Annotated in this window: 21 protein-coding genes; 8 read left to right on the top strand and 13 right to left on the bottom strand. The window is 43.9% G+C overall.

Annotated elements, in window-relative coordinates:
• The 10 genes from K8R76_07535 to K8R76_07490 form a co-directional block, all read right to left on the bottom strand.
• A partial coding sequence (locus K8R76_07535; GenBank protein MCD4848025.1) for a class I SAM-dependent methyltransferase occupies nucleotides 1-317 on the bottom strand: 317 nt, incomplete at its 3' end.
• Between the two features lie 19 nt (nucleotides 318-336).
• Nucleotides 337-771: a hypothetical protein gene (locus K8R76_07530; GenBank protein MCD4848024.1), complete on the bottom strand. Its 435-nt coding sequence runs from the start codon at nucleotides 769-771 to the stop codon at nucleotides 337-339.
• Nucleotides 768-1283, bottom strand: coding sequence for a C40 family peptidase (locus K8R76_07525; protein MCD4848023.1), 516 nt, complete (start codon nucleotides 1281-1283; stop codon nucleotides 768-770). Before K8R76_07525 ends, K8R76_07530 begins: the two co-directional genes overlap by 4 nt.
• On the bottom strand, nucleotides 1280-2872 hold the full coding sequence (nadB, locus tag K8R76_07520) for an L-aspartate oxidase (GenBank protein ID MCD4848022.1): 1593 nt from the start codon (nucleotides 2870-2872) through the stop codon (nucleotides 1280-1282). Before nadB ends, K8R76_07525 begins: the two co-directional genes overlap by 4 nt.
• Before the next feature lie 10 nt (nucleotides 2873-2882).
• Complete coding sequence (lpxK, locus tag K8R76_07515) at nucleotides 2883-3974, bottom strand: tetraacyldisaccharide 4'-kinase (GenBank protein MCD4848021.1); 1092 nt, start codon at nucleotides 3972-3974, stop codon at nucleotides 2883-2885.
• Entirely contained in the window at nucleotides 3971-5857 is a 1887-nt protein-coding gene (locus tag K8R76_07510) for a DUF374 domain-containing protein (GenBank protein ID MCD4848020.1), read from the bottom strand. Before K8R76_07510 ends, lpxK begins: the two co-directional genes overlap by 4 nt.
• On the bottom strand, nucleotides 5832-6932 hold the full coding sequence (lpxB, locus tag K8R76_07505) for a lipid-A-disaccharide synthase (GenBank protein MCD4848019.1): 1101 nt from the start codon (nucleotides 6930-6932) through the stop codon (nucleotides 5832-5834). The genes K8R76_07510 and lpxB overlap by 26 nt, the downstream gene beginning before the upstream one ends.
• On the bottom strand, nucleotides 6929-7867 hold the full coding sequence (locus K8R76_07500; GenBank protein MCD4848018.1) for a Gfo/Idh/MocA family oxidoreductase: 939 nt from the start codon (nucleotides 7865-7867) through the stop codon (nucleotides 6929-6931). The genes lpxB and K8R76_07500 overlap by 4 nt, the downstream gene beginning before the upstream one ends.
• A 1-nt stretch (nucleotide 7868) precedes the next feature.
• Nucleotides 7869-8906 (bottom strand): low specificity L-threonine aldolase, encoded by a 1038-nt coding sequence (locus K8R76_07495; protein ID MCD4848017.1) that lies wholly within the window; start codon nucleotides 8904-8906, stop codon nucleotides 7869-7871.
• 17 nt (nucleotides 8907-8923) lie between these two features.
• Nucleotides 8924-9913, bottom strand: coding sequence for a D-alanine--D-alanine ligase (locus K8R76_07490; protein MCD4848016.1), 990 nt, complete (start codon nucleotides 9911-9913; stop codon nucleotides 8924-8926).
• Nucleotides 9914-10066: 153 nt separating this feature from the next.
• Here K8R76_07490 and K8R76_07485 point away from each other — a divergent pair, with 153 nt between their 5' ends.
• From K8R76_07485 to K8R76_07470, 4 genes are all read left to right on the top strand, one after another.
• Nucleotides 10067-11008 (top strand): NAD-dependent epimerase/dehydratase family protein, encoded by a 942-nt coding sequence (locus K8R76_07485; GenBank protein ID MCD4848015.1) that lies wholly within the window; start codon nucleotides 10067-10069, stop codon nucleotides 11006-11008.
• On the top strand, nucleotides 11005-11562 hold the full coding sequence (locus K8R76_07480) for an HAD-IIIA family hydrolase (GenBank protein ID MCD4848014.1): 558 nt from the start codon (nucleotides 11005-11007) through the stop codon (nucleotides 11560-11562). The genes K8R76_07485 and K8R76_07480 overlap by 4 nt, the downstream gene beginning before the upstream one ends.
• A 351-nt stretch (nucleotides 11563-11913) precedes the next feature.
• Nucleotides 11914-12726, top strand: a complete 813-nt coding sequence (locus tag K8R76_07475) for a hypothetical protein (GenBank protein ID MCD4848013.1) — start codon at nucleotides 11914-11916, stop codon at nucleotides 12724-12726.
• Between the two features lie 109 nt (nucleotides 12727-12835).
• Nucleotides 12836-13000, top strand: coding sequence for a hypothetical protein (locus tag K8R76_07470; protein ID MCD4848012.1), 165 nt, complete (start codon nucleotides 12836-12838; stop codon nucleotides 12998-13000).
• 16 nt (nucleotides 13001-13016) lie between these two features.
• On the opposite strand, the gene K8R76_07465 is transcribed toward K8R76_07470, so the two are convergent.
• Complete coding sequence (locus K8R76_07465) at nucleotides 13017-15668, bottom strand: PAS domain S-box protein (GenBank protein MCD4848011.1); 2652 nt, start codon at nucleotides 15666-15668, stop codon at nucleotides 13017-13019.
• 241 nt (nucleotides 15669-15909) lie between these two features.
• On the opposite strand from K8R76_07465, the gene K8R76_07460 reads away from it, so the two are divergent.
• Nucleotides 15910-16278: a response regulator gene (locus K8R76_07460; GenBank protein MCD4848010.1), complete on the top strand. Its 369-nt coding sequence runs from the start codon at nucleotides 15910-15912 to the stop codon at nucleotides 16276-16278.
• Nucleotides 16279-16280: 2 nt separating this feature from the next.
• On the opposite strand, the gene K8R76_07455 is transcribed toward K8R76_07460, so the two are convergent.
• A complete protein-coding gene (locus tag K8R76_07455) occupies nucleotides 16281-17312 on the bottom strand; it encodes a M42 family metallopeptidase (protein ID MCD4848009.1) in 1032 nt (343 codons plus the stop codon).
• A 65-nt stretch (nucleotides 17313-17377) separates the two neighbouring features.
• On the opposite strand from K8R76_07455, the gene K8R76_07450 reads away from it, so the two are divergent.
• The gene (locus K8R76_07450) at nucleotides 17378-18097 is read left to right on the top strand and encodes a hypothetical protein (GenBank protein MCD4848008.1); all 720 of its coding nucleotides are present in this window, start codon (nucleotides 17378-17380) and stop codon (nucleotides 18095-18097) included.
• Here K8R76_07450 and K8R76_07445 read toward each other — a convergent pair.
• Nucleotides 18050-19360 carry a ComEC/Rec2 family competence protein gene (locus K8R76_07445; protein ID MCD4848007.1) on the bottom strand — a complete coding sequence of 437 codons (1311 nt, stop codon included), beginning with the start codon at nucleotides 19358-19360 and terminating at the stop codon, nucleotides 18050-18052. The two genes, K8R76_07450 and K8R76_07445, sit on opposite strands and share 48 nt — an antisense overlap.
• Nucleotides 19361-19403: 43 nt before the next feature.
• On the opposite strand from K8R76_07445, the gene K8R76_07440 reads away from it, so the two are divergent.
• A complete protein-coding gene (locus K8R76_07440; GenBank protein MCD4848006.1) occupies nucleotides 19404-19868 on the top strand; it encodes a hypothetical protein in 465 nt (154 codons plus the stop codon).
• Nucleotides 19855-20355 carry a 4Fe-4S binding protein gene (locus K8R76_07435; GenBank protein ID MCD4848005.1) on the top strand — a complete coding sequence of 167 codons (501 nt, stop codon included), beginning with the start codon at nucleotides 19855-19857 and terminating at the stop codon, nucleotides 20353-20355. The genes K8R76_07440 and K8R76_07435 overlap by 14 nt, the downstream gene beginning before the upstream one ends.
• Nucleotides 20356-20401 lie beyond the last annotated feature (46 nt).

Raw genomic sequence — 20401 nt, 5'->3', positions numbered from 1 at the left:
TCAAAGGAATCAGGTCGAACAAAACTGCGCATGTCCTCAAGAACCCACTCTATCGACAGGTCCTCAAGAGAAGTTCTTCTTCCTGCAATCTCCAGCAGGGATTCTGTACGATCTACACCCGTAACAGTGAAACCGCGCCTTGCCATTGCGATTGAGAAGCGTCCGGGACCACAGCAGAGGTCAAGAATATCTCCCTCAGTAATGCCTGTAAGCTTTATAAGGGAATCAGAGTCCTCCTCAGCTTTTTCCATTCTTGATTCAGGGAACATGAATGGGTATAACTCATGCCAGAAATTCTCCTCTTCGAACCATTCCATTTCATTGTCCTTCCGGATATCAAGGGTTACATCGCCTGCAGAAGTTGCATATACCGGTTATTCTGCTTTCCGGATCTCCCCACGTGAACCATGAGTCGACTATTTCAGAAGTAAGATACTGAGGATCAAGTTCGAGGAAACCACAATGACCTACAAGAATGACGGTAGACGGATACCCATTGTAATATCCTGACAGATCAGCTACTTCCACATAACCCGGAGCATCGGGTGCAATGCACCAGAGATAGACCGAAGCGTATTCAGGCAGGCTGTCTATCGAAATGAGAATCTCATCAGCCATAGACTGATTAGCGGTTGAATCTTCTCCCAGTACAAGAAGCAGGCCGAATCCTGTAGGCGTGGTAAAATCATCAAGATCGGAGAAACCGCTGACAGGAATGAATTCAGTTTGAATCTGAGAAATACTGAGAAAGAAGAAGATCAGAACGTTCATTTTAGATACCTTCCCGCGGATACAATCCTGTTTGCGTAGTATTCCTTTGAGAGTGATTCCCTTACAACGCCCCTGCTGCTTGATGCATGAACAAAGAAGCCGTTTCCTATAAAAATCCCGACATGAGAAATACCTGAGCCAGATGTATTGAAAAACAGCAGGTCGCCGAATTTTAGATTAGAAGGATTAATGCTTTCCGCTGCTGCTGCCTGCTGACTGGCTGTTCTGGGTATCTGGATATCTACAGCTTCGTAAACAGACTGGGTGAATCCGGAACAGTCTACACCGGATCTGCTGTTGCCGCCATACAGATATGGAGTACCCATCCATGAATCAATTTCTTTGAGCATGTCATTATCTATTGATGATCTTGGACCACTGCCGGTGGATGATATTTCAGCCCAGGAGCCGCCTGTACAATGAACTCCATCACCACGGTACACCGGAATAGTCCTGCAACCCGCCAGAATAAATACAATAAGCAATAAGAATACAATACGGTGATTATTCATAGCTGTATCTTAAGAATGGTGTCTATTGCCGGCTGATTCATCCCGGGACAGTCAAGAGTGTAATGAAGACCCCGGCTTTCCCTCCTTCTCAATGCCGATCTGACTATCGTCCTGCTGACCGTACAGATGTTCCTTAACTCAAGAAGTTCCACAGTTGGGAGAAGAGACCAGTAATCCTCTTCTATCTCTTCTGCCAGAACATCAATTATCCTCAGGGCTCTGTGAAGCTTCCTGTCCGACCTGACTATGCTTACATAATCCCACATGACATTTCTTAAAGCAGCCCACGCATAATCGACGAGTACATTCTCCTTTAATGGTTCAGCGCGTCCGTAAGCCCAGTCTCTGGCAGAGAATCTGTCCGGTTTCAATACTGTTTCAGGGATAGTGTCCGCGGCTTTTAATCCCATAACACCCGCCTCAAGCAGACTGTTGCTGCCAAGACGATTTGCACCGTGAAAACCGGTGCATGAAACCTCTCCAATAGCTCTCAGACCGTTCATAGCGGTGCTGCCATCAGTTGATGCGTCTATTCCACCAACACAGTAGTGTGCTGCCGGAACTACAGGTATTGGTTCCAGCCATGGAGTAATACCGACCGAAGTGACGCCTTCAGTTACTTCAGGAAATGATTCTTCCAGCTTCTCCCGACCAAGGTGAGTGGCATCAAGCAGAACATGATCATTTCCCAGTCGTTTCATTTCTGAGTCAATAGCTCGAGCTACAACATCTCTTGGCGCAAGCTCCATCCTATCAGGATCGTAGTTTTCCATGAATCTATGACCTTCAAGATTACGCAATTCAGCACCCTCACCCCTGAGAGCTTCCGTTATAAGGAAATTCCTCTTATCAGGGTGAAAAAGACATGTAGGATGAAACTGGAAAAATTCCATATTTCGAATCGGAAGACCGGCTCTGAAAGCCATCGCTATACCATCTCCGGTGGCTGAATCCTGATTTGAAGTGTATCTGTAGACTTTTCCTGCCCCTCCTGTTGCTATGATGGTTTCACCTGCAAGAACAGTGGATATTCTGCCACCGTGAAGTATATGAGCACCGAGACATCTGTCTGCGGCATTTTCAACCAGGCCGGTCATCTCTCTGGAAGCTGTAAGAAGATTAACGGCAAAAGCCGGCTGAAGTATTGTGATGTTCTTTCTTTCTTTGCATCTGTCACATAATACTTCACTGATCAGTCTGCCTGTTCTGTCTTTATGGTGAAGCACCCTCCTTATACTGTGTCCGCCTTCGATACCTCCTTTACCGGATCCGCCGGCTCCTTCAAGAACAGCACCCCACTGCGATAATTGTTCTACAAGGCGCGGACCGGATTTAATAATATCGAAAGCAACGTCTTCATTAACGAGACCTCCACCTGCAAGTATGGTATCTCTCAAATGAAGTTGAAAACTATCATCCTTGGATACTGCTGCCGCAAGGCCTCCCTGTGCAAGGTAAGTGCTTCCAGTGGGAATTGGAACTTTGCTCGCAAGAAGAATATCAAGTTCTTCAGGAAGAGCAAGCGCGCATGTCAGTCCTGCCATCCCCGCGCCAAGTATGAGCACATCTGTTCTTATAGTACCGGTCAAATGCATTATCCTATCTTTTTCGAAGTTCTCGAAACTTTATAATCGTGTTCTGAATTTCATCAAGAAGTTCAGGTATATCTCCCTCGACCTCAAGGTTCATTGTTTGAACCATTATGTCATCAGTATCAGCAATACCGCTCAGTTTTACTGCATCCTTCTCTGTGGTTATCAATGCTGCTGCCTGCTTTTTAAGCATTATTTCCTTCAGCTGTTCTATGTCCTCTTCCGAATAAATATGATGGTCAGGAAAAGCCACAAGTTTCCTGATAGTAAAACCGGCTTCTTCAAGAGAGTTCCGGAAGCTTTCAGGTTTTCCAATTCCGCAGAACGCAAGAACCGGATCTTCAGGAATACGTGGCAATCTCCTGCCGGAAGCAAGCCTGACGCCTGTCGGCTGAATTCTGCTGAACTGGACAGAAGCTTTCCAGTTGTAATCTGAAACTCTGCGCTTTATCCACTCAGCTGACATTCCGGACGCAATCCGATTTATCCATATATGATCCGCTCTTGATATGAATGATGGAAATTCTCTGAGTGTTCCAGAAGGAAGAATTCCACCCTGACCAAACGGATTTGAGAAATCAAGTACAATGAGTTCTATGTCCCTGTGCAGTTTAAGGTGCTGAAATCCGTCATCAACTATGATGATATCCGGATTCTCCTCTCTATATGCTCTAATAGAAGCTTCGGTTTTTGACCTGCCGGCATACACTCTGGCTTTTCCCAGAAGGCTCTCAGCAAGGAGCAGGACTTCGTCTGTAAATTCTTTCCTGACATCATCATTGTCCAGTCTGACTCTGCAGGCGGATTCCCTTTCTCCGAAATTCCGCGCAATTACCGCTACAGAATAACCCATCCCTGCTATTCTTCTTGCAAGCCAGATCGTAACAGAGGTCTTACCAGTTCCGCCAACCTCGATATTTCCGACACTTATCACAGGAACCGGTAATCTGAGCTGTTTCCTGCCTGATTCGAACCACATTCTTCGAAGGGCTGCAATTGAACCGTATAGCCATCCTAATGGCATCAATACCCACCCGAGCCAGGCATAATACCCCTCGCGAGATGCTATTTTTCTGAAAACTCTGTCAGGTCTTCTCATTTAATATTCTCCAGGTGACTGATAACCCCTGATCTGAAAAGGAGTAATCCAAACTGATCATATACCACATTCCGAATTTTCTCTACTGTATCTCTCACCAAATCTTTCCCTGGCAAATCGTTTTTCAGTTTCTTAAGTACATCAGCTAACTCTTCATGTGTTGAGATGATATAGCCAACTTGTGATGTGGATATTTTATCGATGATATTCCTGAAACTTTCGTAATGTGGACCAACAGTAACAGGGACTCCCCTCATGAGAGGTTCGAGCACGTTATGTCCGCCAACAGGCACAAGCGTTCCTCCCACAAAAGCGACATTGCCCACTCCGTACATTCGCGCGAGTACGCCATGCAGATCGAGTAGAACACTGTCATGATTACCTCTATCTTCTGAATCTGCAATTTTACTCCATTCAACAGGCGAGAAACCATGATTTTTCATGATATCCAGTACTTCATCTACCCGATCAAGATGTCTTGGTGCCAGAACAGGGAAATATCCTGCTTCACGAGAGGCTTTGAGTATGGTTTCTTCCTCTCCTTTTCTTGTTGAACCGGCAACCAGAACCGGTAGATCGGTCTGCAGCATCTCATGCCATTCCCCCGGCGGATCACCGTGATCGGAGCAGGACTTGGAATCGCCGGTTACGGTTATGGTGTCTGGATTTGCGCCAAGTAACTTGAAGCTATCTGCATCTTTCATGCTTCGCGCAAGAATACCTGAAAAACATAGAAGCATTCTTCTGAGCAATGGTTTGAATATCCGATAACCTCTAAGGCTACGTTCTGAGAGCCTGCCGTTGACAATCATACATGGAATACAGGATTCCAATGCTTCAAGGATAGTGTTTGGCCAGATTTCAGTCTCGGTAATTATTAGTGCTCTCGGTTTCATTCGCTTAATGAAACGCTGCGTAAATATTGGTGTATCAAGAGGACTGAAACTTCCCGGTAGGTTCATTCTATCCAGAAATATCCGTCCAGAGGGAGTGAAACAGGTTACCCAGACAGGTATTTTTCTTTTTTCAAGATACGATACAAAAGGAAGAAGTCCGTTCAACTCACCAAGAGATGATCCATGAAGCCAGACCGGATTACTGTTCATTTCCGGAACGAAACCCTGTCTTTCCTTTCTTTCTCTTGACGATCTGAATTGCATCGCCAGTATTGCAGGAGCGTGAAGAATATATCCAGCGGATTTCAGAATTAACCTGAAAAATCGAGCGGATGGTGATGTAAGAAGATCAGCTATGTGAGTGACTCTTGAAATTTCCCTTTCTATTCTGTCCAGCCATGTATCCGGATCATCTTCCCTTTTCATTGGTGGAAATGGTCTTCCCTCAACCACGCTCACTCTGGCAAATGGCAGTGGAAACAGAAATTTGTCCCAGGAGGAGAAACGCAGCGAAGGCCAGGCTGATGATCCCATTGAAACAACAGGTTTACTTCCAAGCCTGGATATATGAGCAATCCCCTTCTTCACTTGCTCAGCGGGACCTCTCGGTCCATCCGTTGTAATTGCGCAGTCCATCCCGCTTCCAAGTTTACCGGCAATTACACCGATTGCTCTTATGCCTCCCCTGCTGCTGGAACCCCGAACTGTTGAAAAACCCATTGAATGAAGAACATTAGCTGCATACTGTCCATCCCTGTTCTGACTTACGAGAACAGTAACGCCCTCATTCCGATGCGTATGAATAAATGGAAGCTGTCTTCCGTGCCAGAATGCGAAAACCGCGGGTCTCCCCCGAGTATGCCCTGCCCTTAAACCTTGCTGTGAGACGTAAATTACCCGCCATGAACTGCCTATCAACCTCATGAAAATGCGTCCAGCTATTCGTGAGAGCTTGAATAGATCAGGGGTTTTCATGTTTGATTTCATTGTAAAGGAGCCTTGCTGCTCTTTCCGCTGCACCGTTATCACCAAGGGCTTTGCGAACGTATTTAATATCCGATAGTGATTTCTTTCTTGTTCCCGTTTCAGACAGCAGAGGAATTATTCGCTCTGCGATGTTGAACGCTGTAACATTATTCTGTATGAGTTCAGGTGCTACGTCTTTGCCGGAGACTATGTTAGCCATGCCAATTCTATCCACCCCTCGTACCAGCACCTTAGCGAGCAGATATGTCAATCGCGAAGTTCTGTATGTAATGATGAATGGAATTCCCCAGAGTGCTGTCTCAAGTGTGGCAGTTCCAGAACATACAACGGCAGCAGACGCGTTTTGAAGCGAAGCTCTTATTGAATTGACCGGTGTTACTCCTTCAGTATTGAAGGCGCGATCATATAGTCTTGATGGGACAGATTCTGTCATAGCTACAGAAGCTTTTCGGACGATACCCCTGCTTCGAAGAATTGAGTATGCATCGAGCATCGGATCGAGAAGACCGGCAACTTCCTGTTCCCGGCTTCCTGGAAGTAAAGCCAGATCTCCCTCAGGCTTTGAATTAGAGGGCTCTGGAATCGCATCTACCAGCGGATGTCCGGCGCATACAGCTCTGACTCCATGCTGATTGTAGAATTCCACCTCGAATTCGAAGAGAGTTATCATGAGATCAACGCTGTTTCGAATTTTCTTTACTCTCCCTTTGCCCCATGCCCATAACTGCGGAGAGATATAATAGATAACTTTGAAACCCTTTTTCTTTGCCCATTGAGCCAGTGGTATATTGAAGCCTGGATAGTCAACCAGAAGAACCGCATCCGGGTTTTCAGAGATGATAAGTGATTTCATTTCATTTCTCAGATTGCGAAATCTGTTCAGAGAGGAGATCACTTCCGCAAAGCCCATAACGGAGTAATCTTCGAGATTGAATAATACATCTACACCGGCATCTGAAAGATTACTGCCTCCCAGTCCTGAAGCTTCAACCGGAACTAATGCTGAAAGCTTCCTGAAAAGCTCTCCAGCACGAATATCACCGGATGGGTCACCGGCTGAGATAACAAGATTCATACTCCAGTCAGATCCTTCAAAATTTCTTCTGTCGCTATCTGTATCTTGTTCGAGATTATCTTTGCAGATCGGAGAGCGATAAGACCGTCTTTCCCCGAAACAGTCGGAGAACAGCCTGTATTACATGCTTTCAGAAAATCATTGAGTTCAGCGGTAAGAGCATCACCTTCCTCAACAACTATTGAAAGAGGTTCGATATTCCCGGATGAGACACGGAAAGCCTCAACTTCTCTTGATGCGAAATCAACGGATACATAACTCTTATGCTGGAAGAACCTCAGTTTTCGTATCTGTTCTCTAGAAATTCGGCTTGCGGTCATATTAGCAACACAGCCATTCTCAAACTGAATTCTTGCGCTGGCAATATCCACATTATTACTGAGAACAGGCACACCTGATGCCTGAACTGAAGTAACCGGAGATCGTACGAACGAAAGAACCAGATCGATGTCGTGAATCATTAGATCCATTACAACCGAGACATCGGTTCCCCTGGGGTTGAAAGGCGCCATTCTGTGCCCTTCTACAAAAAGTGGTGTATCTATAAACTCTGCCGCGGCAAGTATAGCCGGATTAAAGCGCTCCACATGACCAACCGCTAGAATCAGATCCGTTTCTTCTGCCAGCTCTACCATTTCACGTCCTTCTTCAGGATTCGCTGCGATAGGTTTTTCTACAAGAACGTTCAATCCTGTTCTGAGAGCTTTCATAACCACTCCATAATGCCCCGAAGTAGTACATGCGACAACAACTGAATCGCATTCTTCAAGAAGAGAATCAATTCGTCTCATCGGTCGGACATCAATTCTGGAAGCCAGTTCCCTCATGCGTTCAGTGTCCGTATCGAATATAGGAACAGTTCTGCCAGTGATCTCACCGAGTATTCTTGCATGGTGAAAACCCAGATGCCCTGTTCCGATAACACCAGTTATCATTTTATCCTCCAAAAGCGGAAAGAACATCCGCCGCATATTTTACAGACCGCTCAGACAGTGAGAGGTGAGTAACAAATCTTACCGTTGACGGTGACAGCGCAAGGCAGCCGATCTCGAGCGCAGCAAGAGATGCAGCGACAGTCACCGCTTTTCCCTCGGGTGTTGTTGCTATAACGATATTCGTGTCCACTTTCTTCTGTTGAAGTTTGAGTACAGGAGATTTTCTGATTCCCTGTGCCAGTTTTGCCGCATAATGATGAGTTCTTGATAATACCGGAAGGTTATGCTCCAGAGCATAAATACCTGCCGCGGCAAGTATCCCGGCCTGACGCATACCGCCTCCATGCTGCTTCCTGAGGAATCTGACACGTTCTTCATCTTCTGAAGAACAGAGAAGAACAGACCCAACAGGACATCCGAGGCCTTTAGAAAAGCACATTGAGACCATACGAAAACCGGAAACGAGTTTAGTCAGTGATTGCCCTGATGCAGCAATGACGTGCCAGAGTCGCGCCCCATCAAGGTAGGCGGATGCTTTATTCAAAGATGCTATGGACTGGATTTCTTTTATCATCGTCTGTGGCAGTATGAGACCACCCATTACATTATGTGTATTTTCGAGAGTAACCAGCGTTCTCGGAGCAAAATGCTGGTCTTTTTCTCTGTCTAATGCTTTTCTGAGGGCATCCGGTGGAATACAGCCGCTTTCGTTTTCATCTATTCTGTGCATCTGAAGTCCGCCGAGCATTGCATACTGGGCTCCCTCATACAGGTATGCATGGCTTCTTGAACCACATATTACTTCATCTCCGGCAGATGTCAGAGCACGAATCGCCACTCCGTTTGACATCGTACCAGTAGGCATGAAAACCGCTCTGTCAAAACCTGCCATTCCGGCAACAGTGTCTTCCAGATGATTTATGCTTGGATCTTCCCCAAAGACATCATCACCGACCTCAGCTCTGGACATCGCGTTTCTCATGGCGTGTGAAGGAGTACTGACAGTATCACTTCTCAGATCAACTTTTATCCTGGTCAATGTAATAAAACCCCCGGCTAAGGCTTTGAGTATTTTCTCATTGCTTCCGCAAGAATTCGATCCATTATCTCGGATGATGATTTCCCGGAAGCTTCCCAGAGTTTTGAAAACATGCTGATTTCCGTAAAACCCGGAATTGTATTTATCTCATTGAAATAGACCTCATCAGTCGGAGTCAGAAGGAAATCCGCTCTGGCGAAGCCGCTGCATTCAAGTAAAGAGAAGACTTTCTCGGCCGCTGCTCTGATTCGACCTGACATCCTATCGGATAATGGCGCAGGAATAATAAGCTTCGAATCATCACAATCATATTTTGCCGTATAATCATACCACTCCAGACCCGGTATTATCTCACCGGGAACTGAAGATGAAACAGTTCCGGATTCACACAGGAGAGCAACTTCGATTTCCCTTACATTCGCAAGGCCGTTTTCGATCAGGATAAGACTGTCATATTTAAAGGCAAGTTCCAGGGCATCCCGAAGCTGCACAGGAGAATCAACTTTTGATATTCCAACACTTGAACCCATTCTTGCCGGTTTGACAAATAATGGATATTGAAGCAACTCGAGTTCGCTCAGAGAAGGAGGCGAATACTGCGAAAAACTCTTCCAGGGAATAACCGGAATTCCTTCGGATGAAACGAGTCTTTTAGTGGTGACTTTATTCATTGCAAGAGATGATGTCATGACAGAGGCTCCGGTATAGGGCCAGCCGGCAATCTCACATAATCCCTGAATTGAGCCATCTTCTCCCCATGGACCGTGGAGTACAGGAAATACAAGATCAAAATCTATTTCTGTTTCATCAATGAACAGTTTCCATACAGGATGTCCTGCATTGAGTGTAATAGCTGATCTGTCAAGATACCATTGACCATTTTCACTTATCTCAACAGAAATGATTCTGTGTCCTGATTGCTCAAGAATGGAGCTGACGAACGACGCGGACTGCAAGGATATATCCCGCTCTGCTGATCTTCCCCCCGATAAAAGTACTATTTTCATTTTTCACCTCCTGCAGTTTTTTATCCGAAAAGGGGTCTTGACCGATCCTTTCCGGCTTGTAGTTTATCCGGACGGTCGTTGAATGCTAATATACGATTACTTTCCATATCCGGCAGGCTATATTTCATACCCTGGCAGGATTTCGGAGGCATAATGAAAATACTTATAACAGGTGGAGCCGGTTTCATAGCTTCTAATGTAGCGGATTTTCTCATTGAAAAGAAACATGAAGTTCATATACTGGATGATCTATCCACAGGATTTATCGAAAATATTAATCGAGATGCGGTATTCCACGAACTCGATATAAGAAGTAAAGACGCTTTCGATCTCATCTCTCTCGGGGGATTCGATATCCTCTGTCATCACGCAGCTCAGATGGATGTAAGAAGATCTGTCAGGGAACCTGTTTTTGACGCTGATGTTAATATTAAAGGTTCTCTCAATATTCTTGAAGCCTCAAGAACAGGGGGAGTTCGAAGAGTTGTTTACGCCTCCACCGGAGGAGCTGTATACGGAGAACCTCAGCAACTTCCCGTACCGGAAACACATCCGGTTAATCCCATATGTCACTATGGAATCAGCAAGCATACTGTAGAACATTACCTTTTCCTTTACAGATTCCTTTACGGGCTGGATTATGTGATTCTCAGATATCCGAATGTTTACGGTCCCAGACAGAATCCGTACGGAGAAGCAGGTGTAACAGCCATCTTTACTCTTGCATATCTCACAGATAATCCTCCTTCTATCAATGGTGACGGATTACAACTGAGGGATTATGTCCATGTCGCTGATATAGCAAGGGCAAACGAAATGGCTATGGATCTGTCAAGAACCGATATCGCAGGAGAGATTTTTAACATTGGCTGGGGTGTCGGAAGATCTGTTCTTGAGCTTGATCGTATTATTCGTGACTATACAGGAACTGATCTTGAACCCGTATTCGGCCCCCCCCTGCCTGAGGAAATTCTCCAGATTGCCCTGGACAGCACAAGGGCAGGAGACATCCTTGGATGGAAACCTGAAATCCGGTTTGAGGATGGTCTCGATGACCTTGTGAAGTACCACCGAAGGAAATTGACATCGCAATGATGCGTAAATTACCGGTATTCCTTGACAGAGATGGCGTGATTAACAGAGATAGTGCTGATTACATTCGATCATTGCGGGACTGGTTCCCACTCCCTGGCTCTATTGAGGCAATAACGAATCTGAGTAACGCCGGGCATCCGGTCATAGTCGTTACAAATCAGTCAGCGATATCACGGAAGTACTGTCTTGAATCGGATGTAATTGAGATACATAAGCATCTTGTTAAACTTGTAGATAAATCCGGAGGGAGAATTGACGGTCTTTATTACTGCCCTCACCATCCTGATGATGAGTGCGGTTGCAGAAAACCGAAAACCGGTATGCTGGATACTGCGCGAGAAGAACATAATCTTCCCCCCGGAGGCTATCTTGTTGGTGACGCATCCTCTGATATGGAAATGGGAAGAAGAGCAGGTCTGAAGACGATTCTTGTTCTCACAGGCAGGGGTTCAAATCAGCTTGAGCTGATAGAGAAGGAAAATCAACCATTTCCATGGAGAGTGACTGAAGATCTTGCGTCCGCTGCTTTGATTATTCTGGAAGATTCGGGTTAAGTCTTCCCTTTACCCGAATATAAAAACTGAACAGAGAAGTCCTTTCCGTATATCTTCTCAGTAAAAAAACAAAACATCATAAAAGAGACGCTTTCGCATCCCACGAACATGAAATTCCGGGTTTCTTTAGTGTAGCCTGAAAGGATTTTTCAGGATATAGTTGAGTCTTATGTTGACATATACAGTAAAAAGAATAGTCAAGGTATTGCTTTATTTTTAGAATACAGGTAGATTTTATTTGTGAATTCTTTCTTTTAGGAATTATGAGTAGTGTCATAACTCCTTGATACAAGGTATCAGGCGAAGAATTGTTTCATAATCATCTATCAGTTAAGAGTTTAAGGAGAGGAAATGAATGCTAAAGAACAAAATGCTCAAAGTAATGACAATAATAAGGATTCTGAAAAAATAGATAATACTGATAGACCTGCTGAATTTCGACTCGTACTTTGGATGTTATCGTCTTTAACTATCTTATTGCTGTTATTAATTGTTCTGCCATTTATTATAAGAAATGAATCAAACAGCAGTGATTTTATAGAATATTACAAATGGGTACTACCAGCACTTCTGGGTACTTTCGGAGCCTGGATTGGAGCTGGAGCCGCCTATTATTTCGGAAAAGAAAATTTGAAACTCAGTAGCAAATCTACTCAGGATGCCCTTGCACTAGAATTCCAAGGAGATACATCAAAATTTCATGCTGATAATGCCACTATTGAAGATATTAAACCAACTCCACTAGATCCCGTTTTTAAGTTTACTATGGATTCAAAAATTTCAGAAGTAGTAAGGGAACTAAATAAAAATGTGGATTATTGGTTTATTCCAGTTCTGGAAGATAGTAAGATGAAAGATGTTATTCATATTGAGGCTCTCTGGCGATTCTACAAGAATAAGGATGATAATGGGGATAAAAATATCTCCGAATTATTAAAGGATATTGAAAATGTTACTGATAGTACGAAATCTAAGTTAAGTAAACTGCATGGATTCTTTGAAGAATTTACAATGAATGATCATATAAGCGATAGTTTGAAAATGATGATAAAATCCGATAAAATTGTTGGTATTGTATGTGATGATCAAGATAAAGCTACTCATTGTTTTGTCCGAAGAGATTTAAAAACTTTCATGCTCGGCATTCGTACAGATGACGCATAAACAACCCGTTTTCTTTGACAGAGACGGCGTGATTTACAGGAATTGTGCTGATTTTCGTTCGATCATTGAAGGACTGCCTTGAATCGGATGTGGTGACGCATCCTCTGATATGGAAATGGGAAGAAGAGCAGGTCTGAAGACGATTCTTGTTCTCACAGGCAGGGGTTCAAATCAGCTTGAGCTGATAGAGAAGGAAAATCAACCATTTCCATGGAGAGTGACTGAAGATCTTGCGTCCGCTGCTTTGATTATTCTGGAAGATTCATCTGGCTAACTGTTAGTTTACCGGATCATTCGCCTTCAACAATGTCAATTTTCTCAAGGTAATCCTTCAACTGGTTGATTCCCTCTTGTATCTGGTCTTTGTTCTCTTCTCTTCCGGCAATTTCAATGAAAGCTCCTATTTCAGTAATCCTGTCAAAACCATATCCTGCTCCTGAACCTTTCATGCTGTGCCCGCATCTTTCGATATCTCTGTAAGAGTTGTTCTCAAGCAAATCTTTAATCTTACTGATATCCTCTTGTCTGTGTTCAATATATCCTGGAATAAGAGGCATCAGATCAGGATCGGCATATATCTCAATTCTCTCTTTGCTGCTAATCTCCTCCGAACCGGAGGAGAATGAAGTAATATTTTTAATTAAATTCATAAGATCGGCTTTACTGACAGGCTTCGCCAAATGCACATCACATCCAGCATCAAGGCATTTTTTCACCTCTGTATTAATGGAATGAGCGGTGAGAGCTACAATGGGTGTATGCCTGATTCCTTTTTCATTTTCGATCTCCCTGATTTTCCTGGTTGCCTGATACCCGTCCATAACGGGCATTTGCATATCCATTAAGATAATATCCCATTTTTCTGTTGGAAACAGTTCAACGGCAATACTTCCATTTATTGCTTCCACAATTGAGCATGATTCCTTTCTGAGGAAAGCATTGATAAGGTATCTGTTGTCAGGGGAATCGTCCACAAGCAGTATCGAAAGCGAGCCAAGTTTTTTTGTATCCATTTCAGTATTATCCTGATCCTGGATTTCAGTGGTTTCCCCCTCGTCTTTCCCCGGAATATCAAACTCCGCTGTAAAGCTGAATGTAGTGCCCTCTCCTGCTCTGCTTTGAACAGATATATCACCATGCATCAAATGCACGAGTTTCCTCGATATTGCGAGACCCAGTCCCGTTCCACCGAATTTCCTTGTTACTGAAGCATCTGCCTGAGTGAAAGTGTTAAAGATACTTTCAAGTTTTGCGGATGGTATTCCTATACCTGTATCCGATATTGAGAATTTGAGCGTGGAATTATTCTCAGAAGTTTTCATATTCTCAATATTCACTCTGATGCTTCCTGTCTCAGTGAATTTTATCGAATTTCCAATCAGGTTAACCAGTATCTGCCTGAGCCTGTTCGGATCACCGATCAGTGAATCAGGAACCCCCGATTCTATTTGATAAGTCATTTCAAGGTTCTTCTTGCTGCTCCGTACGGACAGTGTATCACATATTCTCGAAAGAAGAACGTTCAGATTAAAGGATATCTTCTCGATAGTGATCTTACCGGCTTCGATCCTGGAGATGTCCAGTATGTCATTGATTAACACAAGGAGATTCTCGCCTGATGAATGCATCATATCAACCAGCTTTATCTGCTCCTCTTTAAGATCTGTTTCAGACAGAAGGTCAGTTGCTCCGATTATTGTATTCAGCGGGGTCCGGATTTCATGACTCATATTAGCAAGAAATTCCGATTTTGTTCTTGAAGCGTTTTCAGCTGCTTCACTTGCTTCAACAATATCGATCTCAGCTCGTCTTCTTTCGGTGATGTCTCTTATTATCCCGATCGAATACCATTTGTCATTCATTCTTGCTGCTGAGATCGAGAGTTCAACCGGAAATTTTGATCCGCTCTTTCTTTTTGCTTCTATTGAAAGTGTACGTCCGATCACGAGCCCTTCTCCTGTAGTCTTGAAAGACTCGAATCCATGCTTGAATGATGACAGGTATTGTTCTGGAGCAATCATCTCATGAAGATCTGCATTAAGCATCTCATCCTTTGTATAACCGAACATCATTGTGGCGGCTCTGTTCACAAACGAAATCAGGCCTTTTTCATTCATCATTATGATGGCATCCTGTGTGGATTGAGTAATGGCTCTGAATTTTTCCTCACTGTATCTGTACGATTCAACCGCTCTGGAGAATTCTGTGTTTTCCTGGAGAACAGTCAGAATATTGAGAGGATTACAATCTTCGTCATTAATGACTACAGAATTCATAATTGCTATTACAATTGATCCGTCTTTCGATTTCAGATTAATCCTGTATTCCTCGATCCTGCCTTTTGACTGCAGTTCCTTAAGCAGAAATTTTTGTTTATCCGGGTTTGAGAAAAGCAGAGAGACCGGTTTCAGGATTATCTCTTCTCTTGTAAATCCTGTTATCCTGGACACAGAATCAGAGATGTCAATTAAATTCCCGTTCATATCGGTCTGGTAAAATATGATGTTCCGTAAACCGCTGATTATACTAATGTAGTCTTCAGCCATTTGATTTCTCTTCTTTAAAGTTCTGCTTTTTCTGGAAATCTCTACAAAGGTGTGAATTAATCCTCGATGCTCTTTTATTCTGCACTCGGCAGTTGAAATGACAACCGGGATGATTCTGTCCTGATCCCCTCTTAGATACCCATCAACAGCAATTGCTGATGGTTCAAGAGCTTTATTGTTCAGGGTTTTCAGGAATGTGTCACATCGCTTTCCGATAATCGCCGTTTCGGGTACTCCGATCATCTCAGATGCCCTATTGTTGATTTCAACAATTCCACCACTGCCGAAATCAATGATGAATACACCTGCTCCCTGAGAATTAAAGAAGCTCTGACTGGAATCAACCGCAGTTCTTCCTGGATAATCCGGTGTATTAATTTTAGCACCTCTCAACAACAGTAAAAACAACATGCATGAGAAACATAGCAGGTTTCAATTCAGCGAACTGATATCCTCTGCATTAATGGATATATATAAAAATTCGAGTGAATGCACATCAAGCCCAATGATTTCTATGAAGTACTCTCCCTGGACATATTCAATATATATACCGCTTCTATATATTGGATTTGCCATATTCCTATTTTATTCGTAGTATTACTTGTGATATGGTAAATATTGAACTGATAGGGGAATTATGCCTGCAATACTCATTGTAGATGACGACTCAATGGTCAGAAAAATGCTGGTGAAATTTTTTCAGAAAGAGGGATACGGTACTCTTGAAGCATCTGACGGCAAATCAGCTTTAAAAATATATCGTGATGAGATCATTGATGTTGTTATAACAGATATTGTAATGCCTGATATGGAAGGTATCGAGACTATCAGAGAATTACGGAAAATCAATCCGGATGTTAAGATAATCGCGTTCTCAGGTGGAGGTTCGCTTGCACCGGACGGCTACCTGAAAATCGCTGCTTCAATGGGTGCAAGATACACATTCCAGAAACCATTTGATATAAACGAACTGAAAGATGCAGTTCAAATACTCCTTGATTCCTGAAATCAGCTCATAACATACGCCTGGATAAGATCTATTGTTGCTTCAAGAGCTTTTTCGTGTGTTCTTTCGTTTGCGTGTGAAGCGTCTACTCCCGGGCCAATCAATCCATGTTTTACATCAAGTCCTGACTTAAGTGCAGCCGCCGCGTCTGATCCGTAATGCGGAAAAGTATCAACGGTGAAAGGGATTGAGTTCGCTTCTGCAAGTCTTATCAAACGTTTAGTTATCTGGTAATTGAAAGGTCCGGTGCTGTCAGCGGCGCAAATAGTGACACTATTCTCTGAAGATTCCCTTTCCGGACCTGCAACACCCATATCAACAGCGATAAATTCATTTGCTTTCTCCGGAAAATAACCTGCCGCGCCATGTCCGACTTCCTCATATGATGTAATGAGAAAATGCAGAGTCCGCATAGGTGTGATCTCTTCTCTGACCATCCTCTCAGCTACTTCGATGAGTATTGCCACCCCGGCCTTGTCATCGAGATGCCTTGATTTGATAAATCCCGATTCCGTTCGAACAGGACGAGGATCAAAATGTATGTAATTTCCAACGGACAGCCCAAGCTCCAGTATTTCCTTTTTCGATGATACTTCTTCATCAAGCCTTATATACATCTCCTCTTCACTTCGCTTTTCTGAAGCCTTTTCCAGACCATGAATATGGACGGAAGTATTGTCATACAGAACCGTTCCATCGAATAGCTTTCCGTCCCAAGTTTCAATTTTACAGTACTCACCCTCAATACTTGACATTGTATAGGAACCGATTGTCCTGAGACTTATCCTGCCGTTATCATCTATTCCTCTGACCATCCCTCCCAGTGTATCAAGATGCGCAGAGAGGATTATACCTTCTGGTGTTGAACCATTAAGTGTCGCTATAACGCTGCCTTTAGCAGTTGAGTGAATTGTCAGATTCAGTTTCCCTAATCTTTCTCGAACAATATCCATCGCAGCCTCGGTATGCCCGGAAACACTTCGTGTTTTCAGTAATTCCATCAGTGTATCTGTTACATCAGCATCTAATTTCATTCTGTTCCTTTCAGATTTCGACATAAAGGGTTTGAACATTTGGAAATTATAATCATATTCCAGGAATGAGAAAGAAGCGTACAAAACGGATTTTGAAAGTTCTCAGCCTTATTCTGCCCTTTGCGCTGCCTGCTGGAGTATTCGTATTCTGGCTCTCGGATCAGTGCCAGGGACAGGATGGTGACCCGCTTCATATAGTTGCATCCATGGATCCCGATGGAGGACGGACAACGACATTCTCCACAATACTGCCTGATGGAAATGAAGCTGTATGGGAGTGTTCGGATGGAACCTTCATTGAGACCGGAAACATTACAGCAGCGGGCAGAACCGTTACATGGCAACCGCGTCCGGGGCTTGAGGATTCCGTTCAGATTGTTATCACAACTCCAGCCATATCGGATACTGTCAGATTTCTTCCGGTAATCCCGGATATAATTCCATCTCTTACCGTATCCGCTGCATATCATCTTGCCATTCTTGAGCGAGCCAGAAGCATCCAGATGGCTCCAGGCATTTACAGGGCTATTTCTAAACCTGATGCCCTTCGCGAGTACGACGGGCTTGTTGTTCTGATTGTTAAAACACAGCAGGAGACCCGCAAGGCTTTTTGTATGTTTCCAGGTGACACTACCGAAATATTTCTCCCGCTGGGCGGAACCATACAGGCCGCAGGCCTTGATGAAATGGAAAATGCTATGGATAACTCGGGTAATGTTCAGATAATATTTGAAACCTTATCTGAATCTTCGGAAGAACCCCCTTCTTCTGGAGAACAGCAATAGCATAATAATACCTGCAAACCAGATAACCAGCATCCATTCTTTGAATTCAAATCTTCTGAATTCAAGCAAATACAGAAGTTTCAACCAGATATACACAGTCCATTCAGCCAGAATAGATGCTCCTGATGCTATGAATCCCCATGAGAGAGAGATAACGCCCAGAGCCATAAGTGTCAGCATGAAAGGCAGTGATATCACCGTTGCAATCGGTGCTACAGGACTTACAGCCCCGAATGTGCATGATATCAGCGGAGCAAGAGACAGTGTTACAACTACTCCTGCGTAAAAGACTGAAAGTATTTTTTTCCAGATATTCCCTCTGAAATTTCTTCCAAAGATAATCAGGCTGAGGACAGCGCTGAACGACATTTGAGCTCCAATATCATTCAGAACTGCGCCTGAGGAGAGTATGATCAGAACTATTACAGCAAAGGCCCATATAAAGAGAATATCAGGTGTTTTCCCAACCGCCTGCCATGCTATCAGAATGAACATTCCCATTATTCCGGCTCTAACAGTTGAGGCTCTCGCACCTGCGATAAAGACATAGCTGCACATAAGAAGGATAGTTATGAAAACGGACAACCATGTTTTCCCGAATATTCGTCTTGCGATAATGAGGATAATCGCGCATATGATTCCAACATGCAGACCGGATACAGCAAGAAGATGTGAAGTCCCCGTTATCTCAAAAATATTTCGCGTATGGGTGGGAATTGTTCCCCGTTCTCCAGCGAGAAGCGCGGAAACAAGTGAACTTGTCTGCCGTGAATGCAGTTTTTCTCTCCACCTGCGGCAGATTACTCTTCTTATCCTGTTCTGCAGAGAATTCGACTGGATTGTACTGAATGACCAGGTCTCAAGGAAATTACCCCGCATAGATCCGAGAACAAGCACATAATCCCCTCTTCTGACTGTTTGAGCCAGTTCTTTGTCAGATGACCACACCTGCCTGCCGGATTCAGTTAAAAGAAGAGCTCCCCGTGTTGTGGATGTTTCTACATTGCAGCTCCAGACTCCTACCCGTGCTGATTCAGTGCTCTCTTCATCATGTTTACTCAAATGGTCATTATTCCAGTATAATCCGACAAGCAGTGATGAAGCACATAACAACAGCATCCCATATTTTCTATAACCTGCAATTGCCGCGATTAATCCGATAACTGCAGGTATCATCCATAATTGATGCTCAACTCTAAAAGGAAGATAGTAACCCAGGAGGAACAGAGAAGTGATCGAAAAGAGCAATTTTCCTAATATCATGATACCTCAAGTTTACTCAGAATCTCTTCACAGTTCAAGGGGAATGCCCATTTTTATCCTGGATAATTTCAGAAGCGCTTTCAATGTAGGTTCAGTTTTCAGATCTGTCGAGGCAATATCACCTGCTGCTGTTTTTCTGACAGGCACATGCTGCAGACCGGGAAACAGGAAACTCAGTCATACCTCGAGGGGAACCTTTGCTTCAATTCCCTGGAGATATTTCAAAGATATTGAAGAAGCTGCAAATTGGGTAAAGGGAACCGGCCGTATGCTTATAGCGGTTGAAAATACACCCGACGCGATGCCTTTCTGGGAAGCTGAATTCGATCTTTCCTCAGCATTTCTGTTTGGAAATGAAGCAGACGGAGTGAATCAGAATGTTGCGAATATCGCGGATTTGCGAATATATTATCCCCAGTCGGGAACCAGAAAATGCATAAATGTCTCAAGTACTGCTGCTATTATTGCGTCTGAAATTCAGAGAAGGAGAACTGATGTCAGTTCCTAAGTACATTAAATACGCGCTTCTGATACTGTTGATCGTGTCAGTTGTGCTTGCGGGAAAATGGATATATCAGGTTGATCCTGTCATCTGCAACGGCTGCGGTATATGTATCAGCTGGTGCGAAGAAGGCGCACTCTCCATGTATGGCGGCAATGCCGTCATAGATCCTGAACTCTGTAACGGTTGCGGTGTCTGTGCAAATCATTGTCCCAGAGGTGCTATTTACATAGTATGGTATGAAGGAATCGAAGAATCGGAATCATCCCTTTCACCGATGTATGGCCCAAATCCGACACAAGGCGCCTTCTACATTGAAAGTGCTCAACCGGGAGAAGATATTTGCGTGCTGGATCTGTCAGGAAGATTAGTTGCCACAACCGTAACTGACCCCAACGGTTACGCTATTCTTAACCTTTCAGGAAACCCCTCGGGCAATTACTGCGTAATGCTTGGCGAAAATATCCTGGGCGAAATAACACTCATCAAATAATCCCGGTGCCACCCACCAATAAAACGACAAGCAAAGCTTCCCGAAT

This window comes from Candidatus Aegiribacteria sp. (genome assembly GCA_021108435.1).
GTDB lineage: Bacteria > Fermentibacterota > Fermentibacteria > Fermentibacterales > JCC-6 > Aegiribacteria.
Note: the sequence above shows the minus strand (reverse complement) of the source record. Positions and strands in the feature narration are given on the sequence as shown.

Excerpts from the sequence above, each read along its gene's own strand:
- K8R76_07530 (MCD4848024.1), bottom strand. The coding sequence starts at position 771 with ATGAACGTTCTGATCTTCTTCTTTCTCAGTATTTCTCAGATTCAAACT.
- lpxK (MCD4848021.1), bottom strand. The coding sequence starts at position 3,974 with ATGAGAAGACCTGACAGAGTTTTCAGAAAAATAGCATCTCGCGAGGGG.
- K8R76_07475 (MCD4848013.1), top strand. The coding sequence starts at position 11,914 with ATGAATGCTAAAGAACAAAATGCTCAAAGTAATGACAATAATAAGGAT.
- K8R76_07440 (MCD4848006.1), top strand. The coding sequence starts at position 19,404 with ATGCCCATTTTTATCCTGGATAATTTCAGAAGCGCTTTCAATGTAGGT.
- K8R76_07435 (MCD4848005.1), top strand. The coding sequence starts at position 19,855 with ATGTCAGTTCCTAAGTACATTAAATACGCGCTTCTGATACTGTTGATC.
- K8R76_07455 (MCD4848009.1), bottom strand. The coding sequence starts at position 17,312 with ATGAAATTAGATGCTGATGTAACAGATACACTGATGGAATTACTGAAA.
- lpxB (MCD4848019.1), bottom strand. The coding sequence starts at position 6,932 with ATGAATCTTGTTATCTCAGCCGGTGACCCATCCGGTGATATTCGTGCT.
- K8R76_07510 (MCD4848020.1), bottom strand. The coding sequence starts at position 5,857 with ATGAAATCAAACATGAAAACCCCTGATCTATTCAAGCTCTCACGAATA.
- K8R76_07480 (MCD4848014.1), top strand. The coding sequence starts at position 11,005 with ATGATGCGTAAATTACCGGTATTCCTTGACAGAGATGGCGTGATTAAC.
- K8R76_07460 (MCD4848010.1), top strand. The coding sequence starts at position 15,910 with ATGCCTGCAATACTCATTGTAGATGACGACTCAATGGTCAGAAAAATG.
- K8R76_07450 (MCD4848008.1), top strand. The coding sequence starts at position 17,378 with ATGAGAAAGAAGCGTACAAAACGGATTTTGAAAGTTCTCAGCCTTATT.
- K8R76_07525 (MCD4848023.1), bottom strand. The coding sequence starts at position 1,283 with ATGAATAATCACCGTATTGTATTCTTATTGCTTATTGTATTTATTCTG.
- K8R76_07485 (MCD4848015.1), top strand. The coding sequence starts at position 10,067 with ATGAAAATACTTATAACAGGTGGAGCCGGTTTCATAGCTTCTAATGTA.
- K8R76_07470 (MCD4848012.1), top strand. The coding sequence starts at position 12,836 with ATGGAAATGGGAAGAAGAGCAGGTCTGAAGACGATTCTTGTTCTCACA.
- K8R76_07490 (MCD4848016.1), bottom strand. The coding sequence starts at position 9,913 with ATGAAAATAGTACTTTTATCGGGGGGAAGATCAGCAGAGCGGGATATA.
- K8R76_07445 (MCD4848007.1), bottom strand. The coding sequence starts at position 19,360 with ATGATATTAGGAAAATTGCTCTTTTCGATCACTTCTCTGTTCCTCCTG.
- K8R76_07500 (MCD4848018.1), bottom strand. The coding sequence starts at position 7,867 with ATGATAACTGGTGTTATCGGAACAGGGCATCTGGGTTTTCACCATGCA.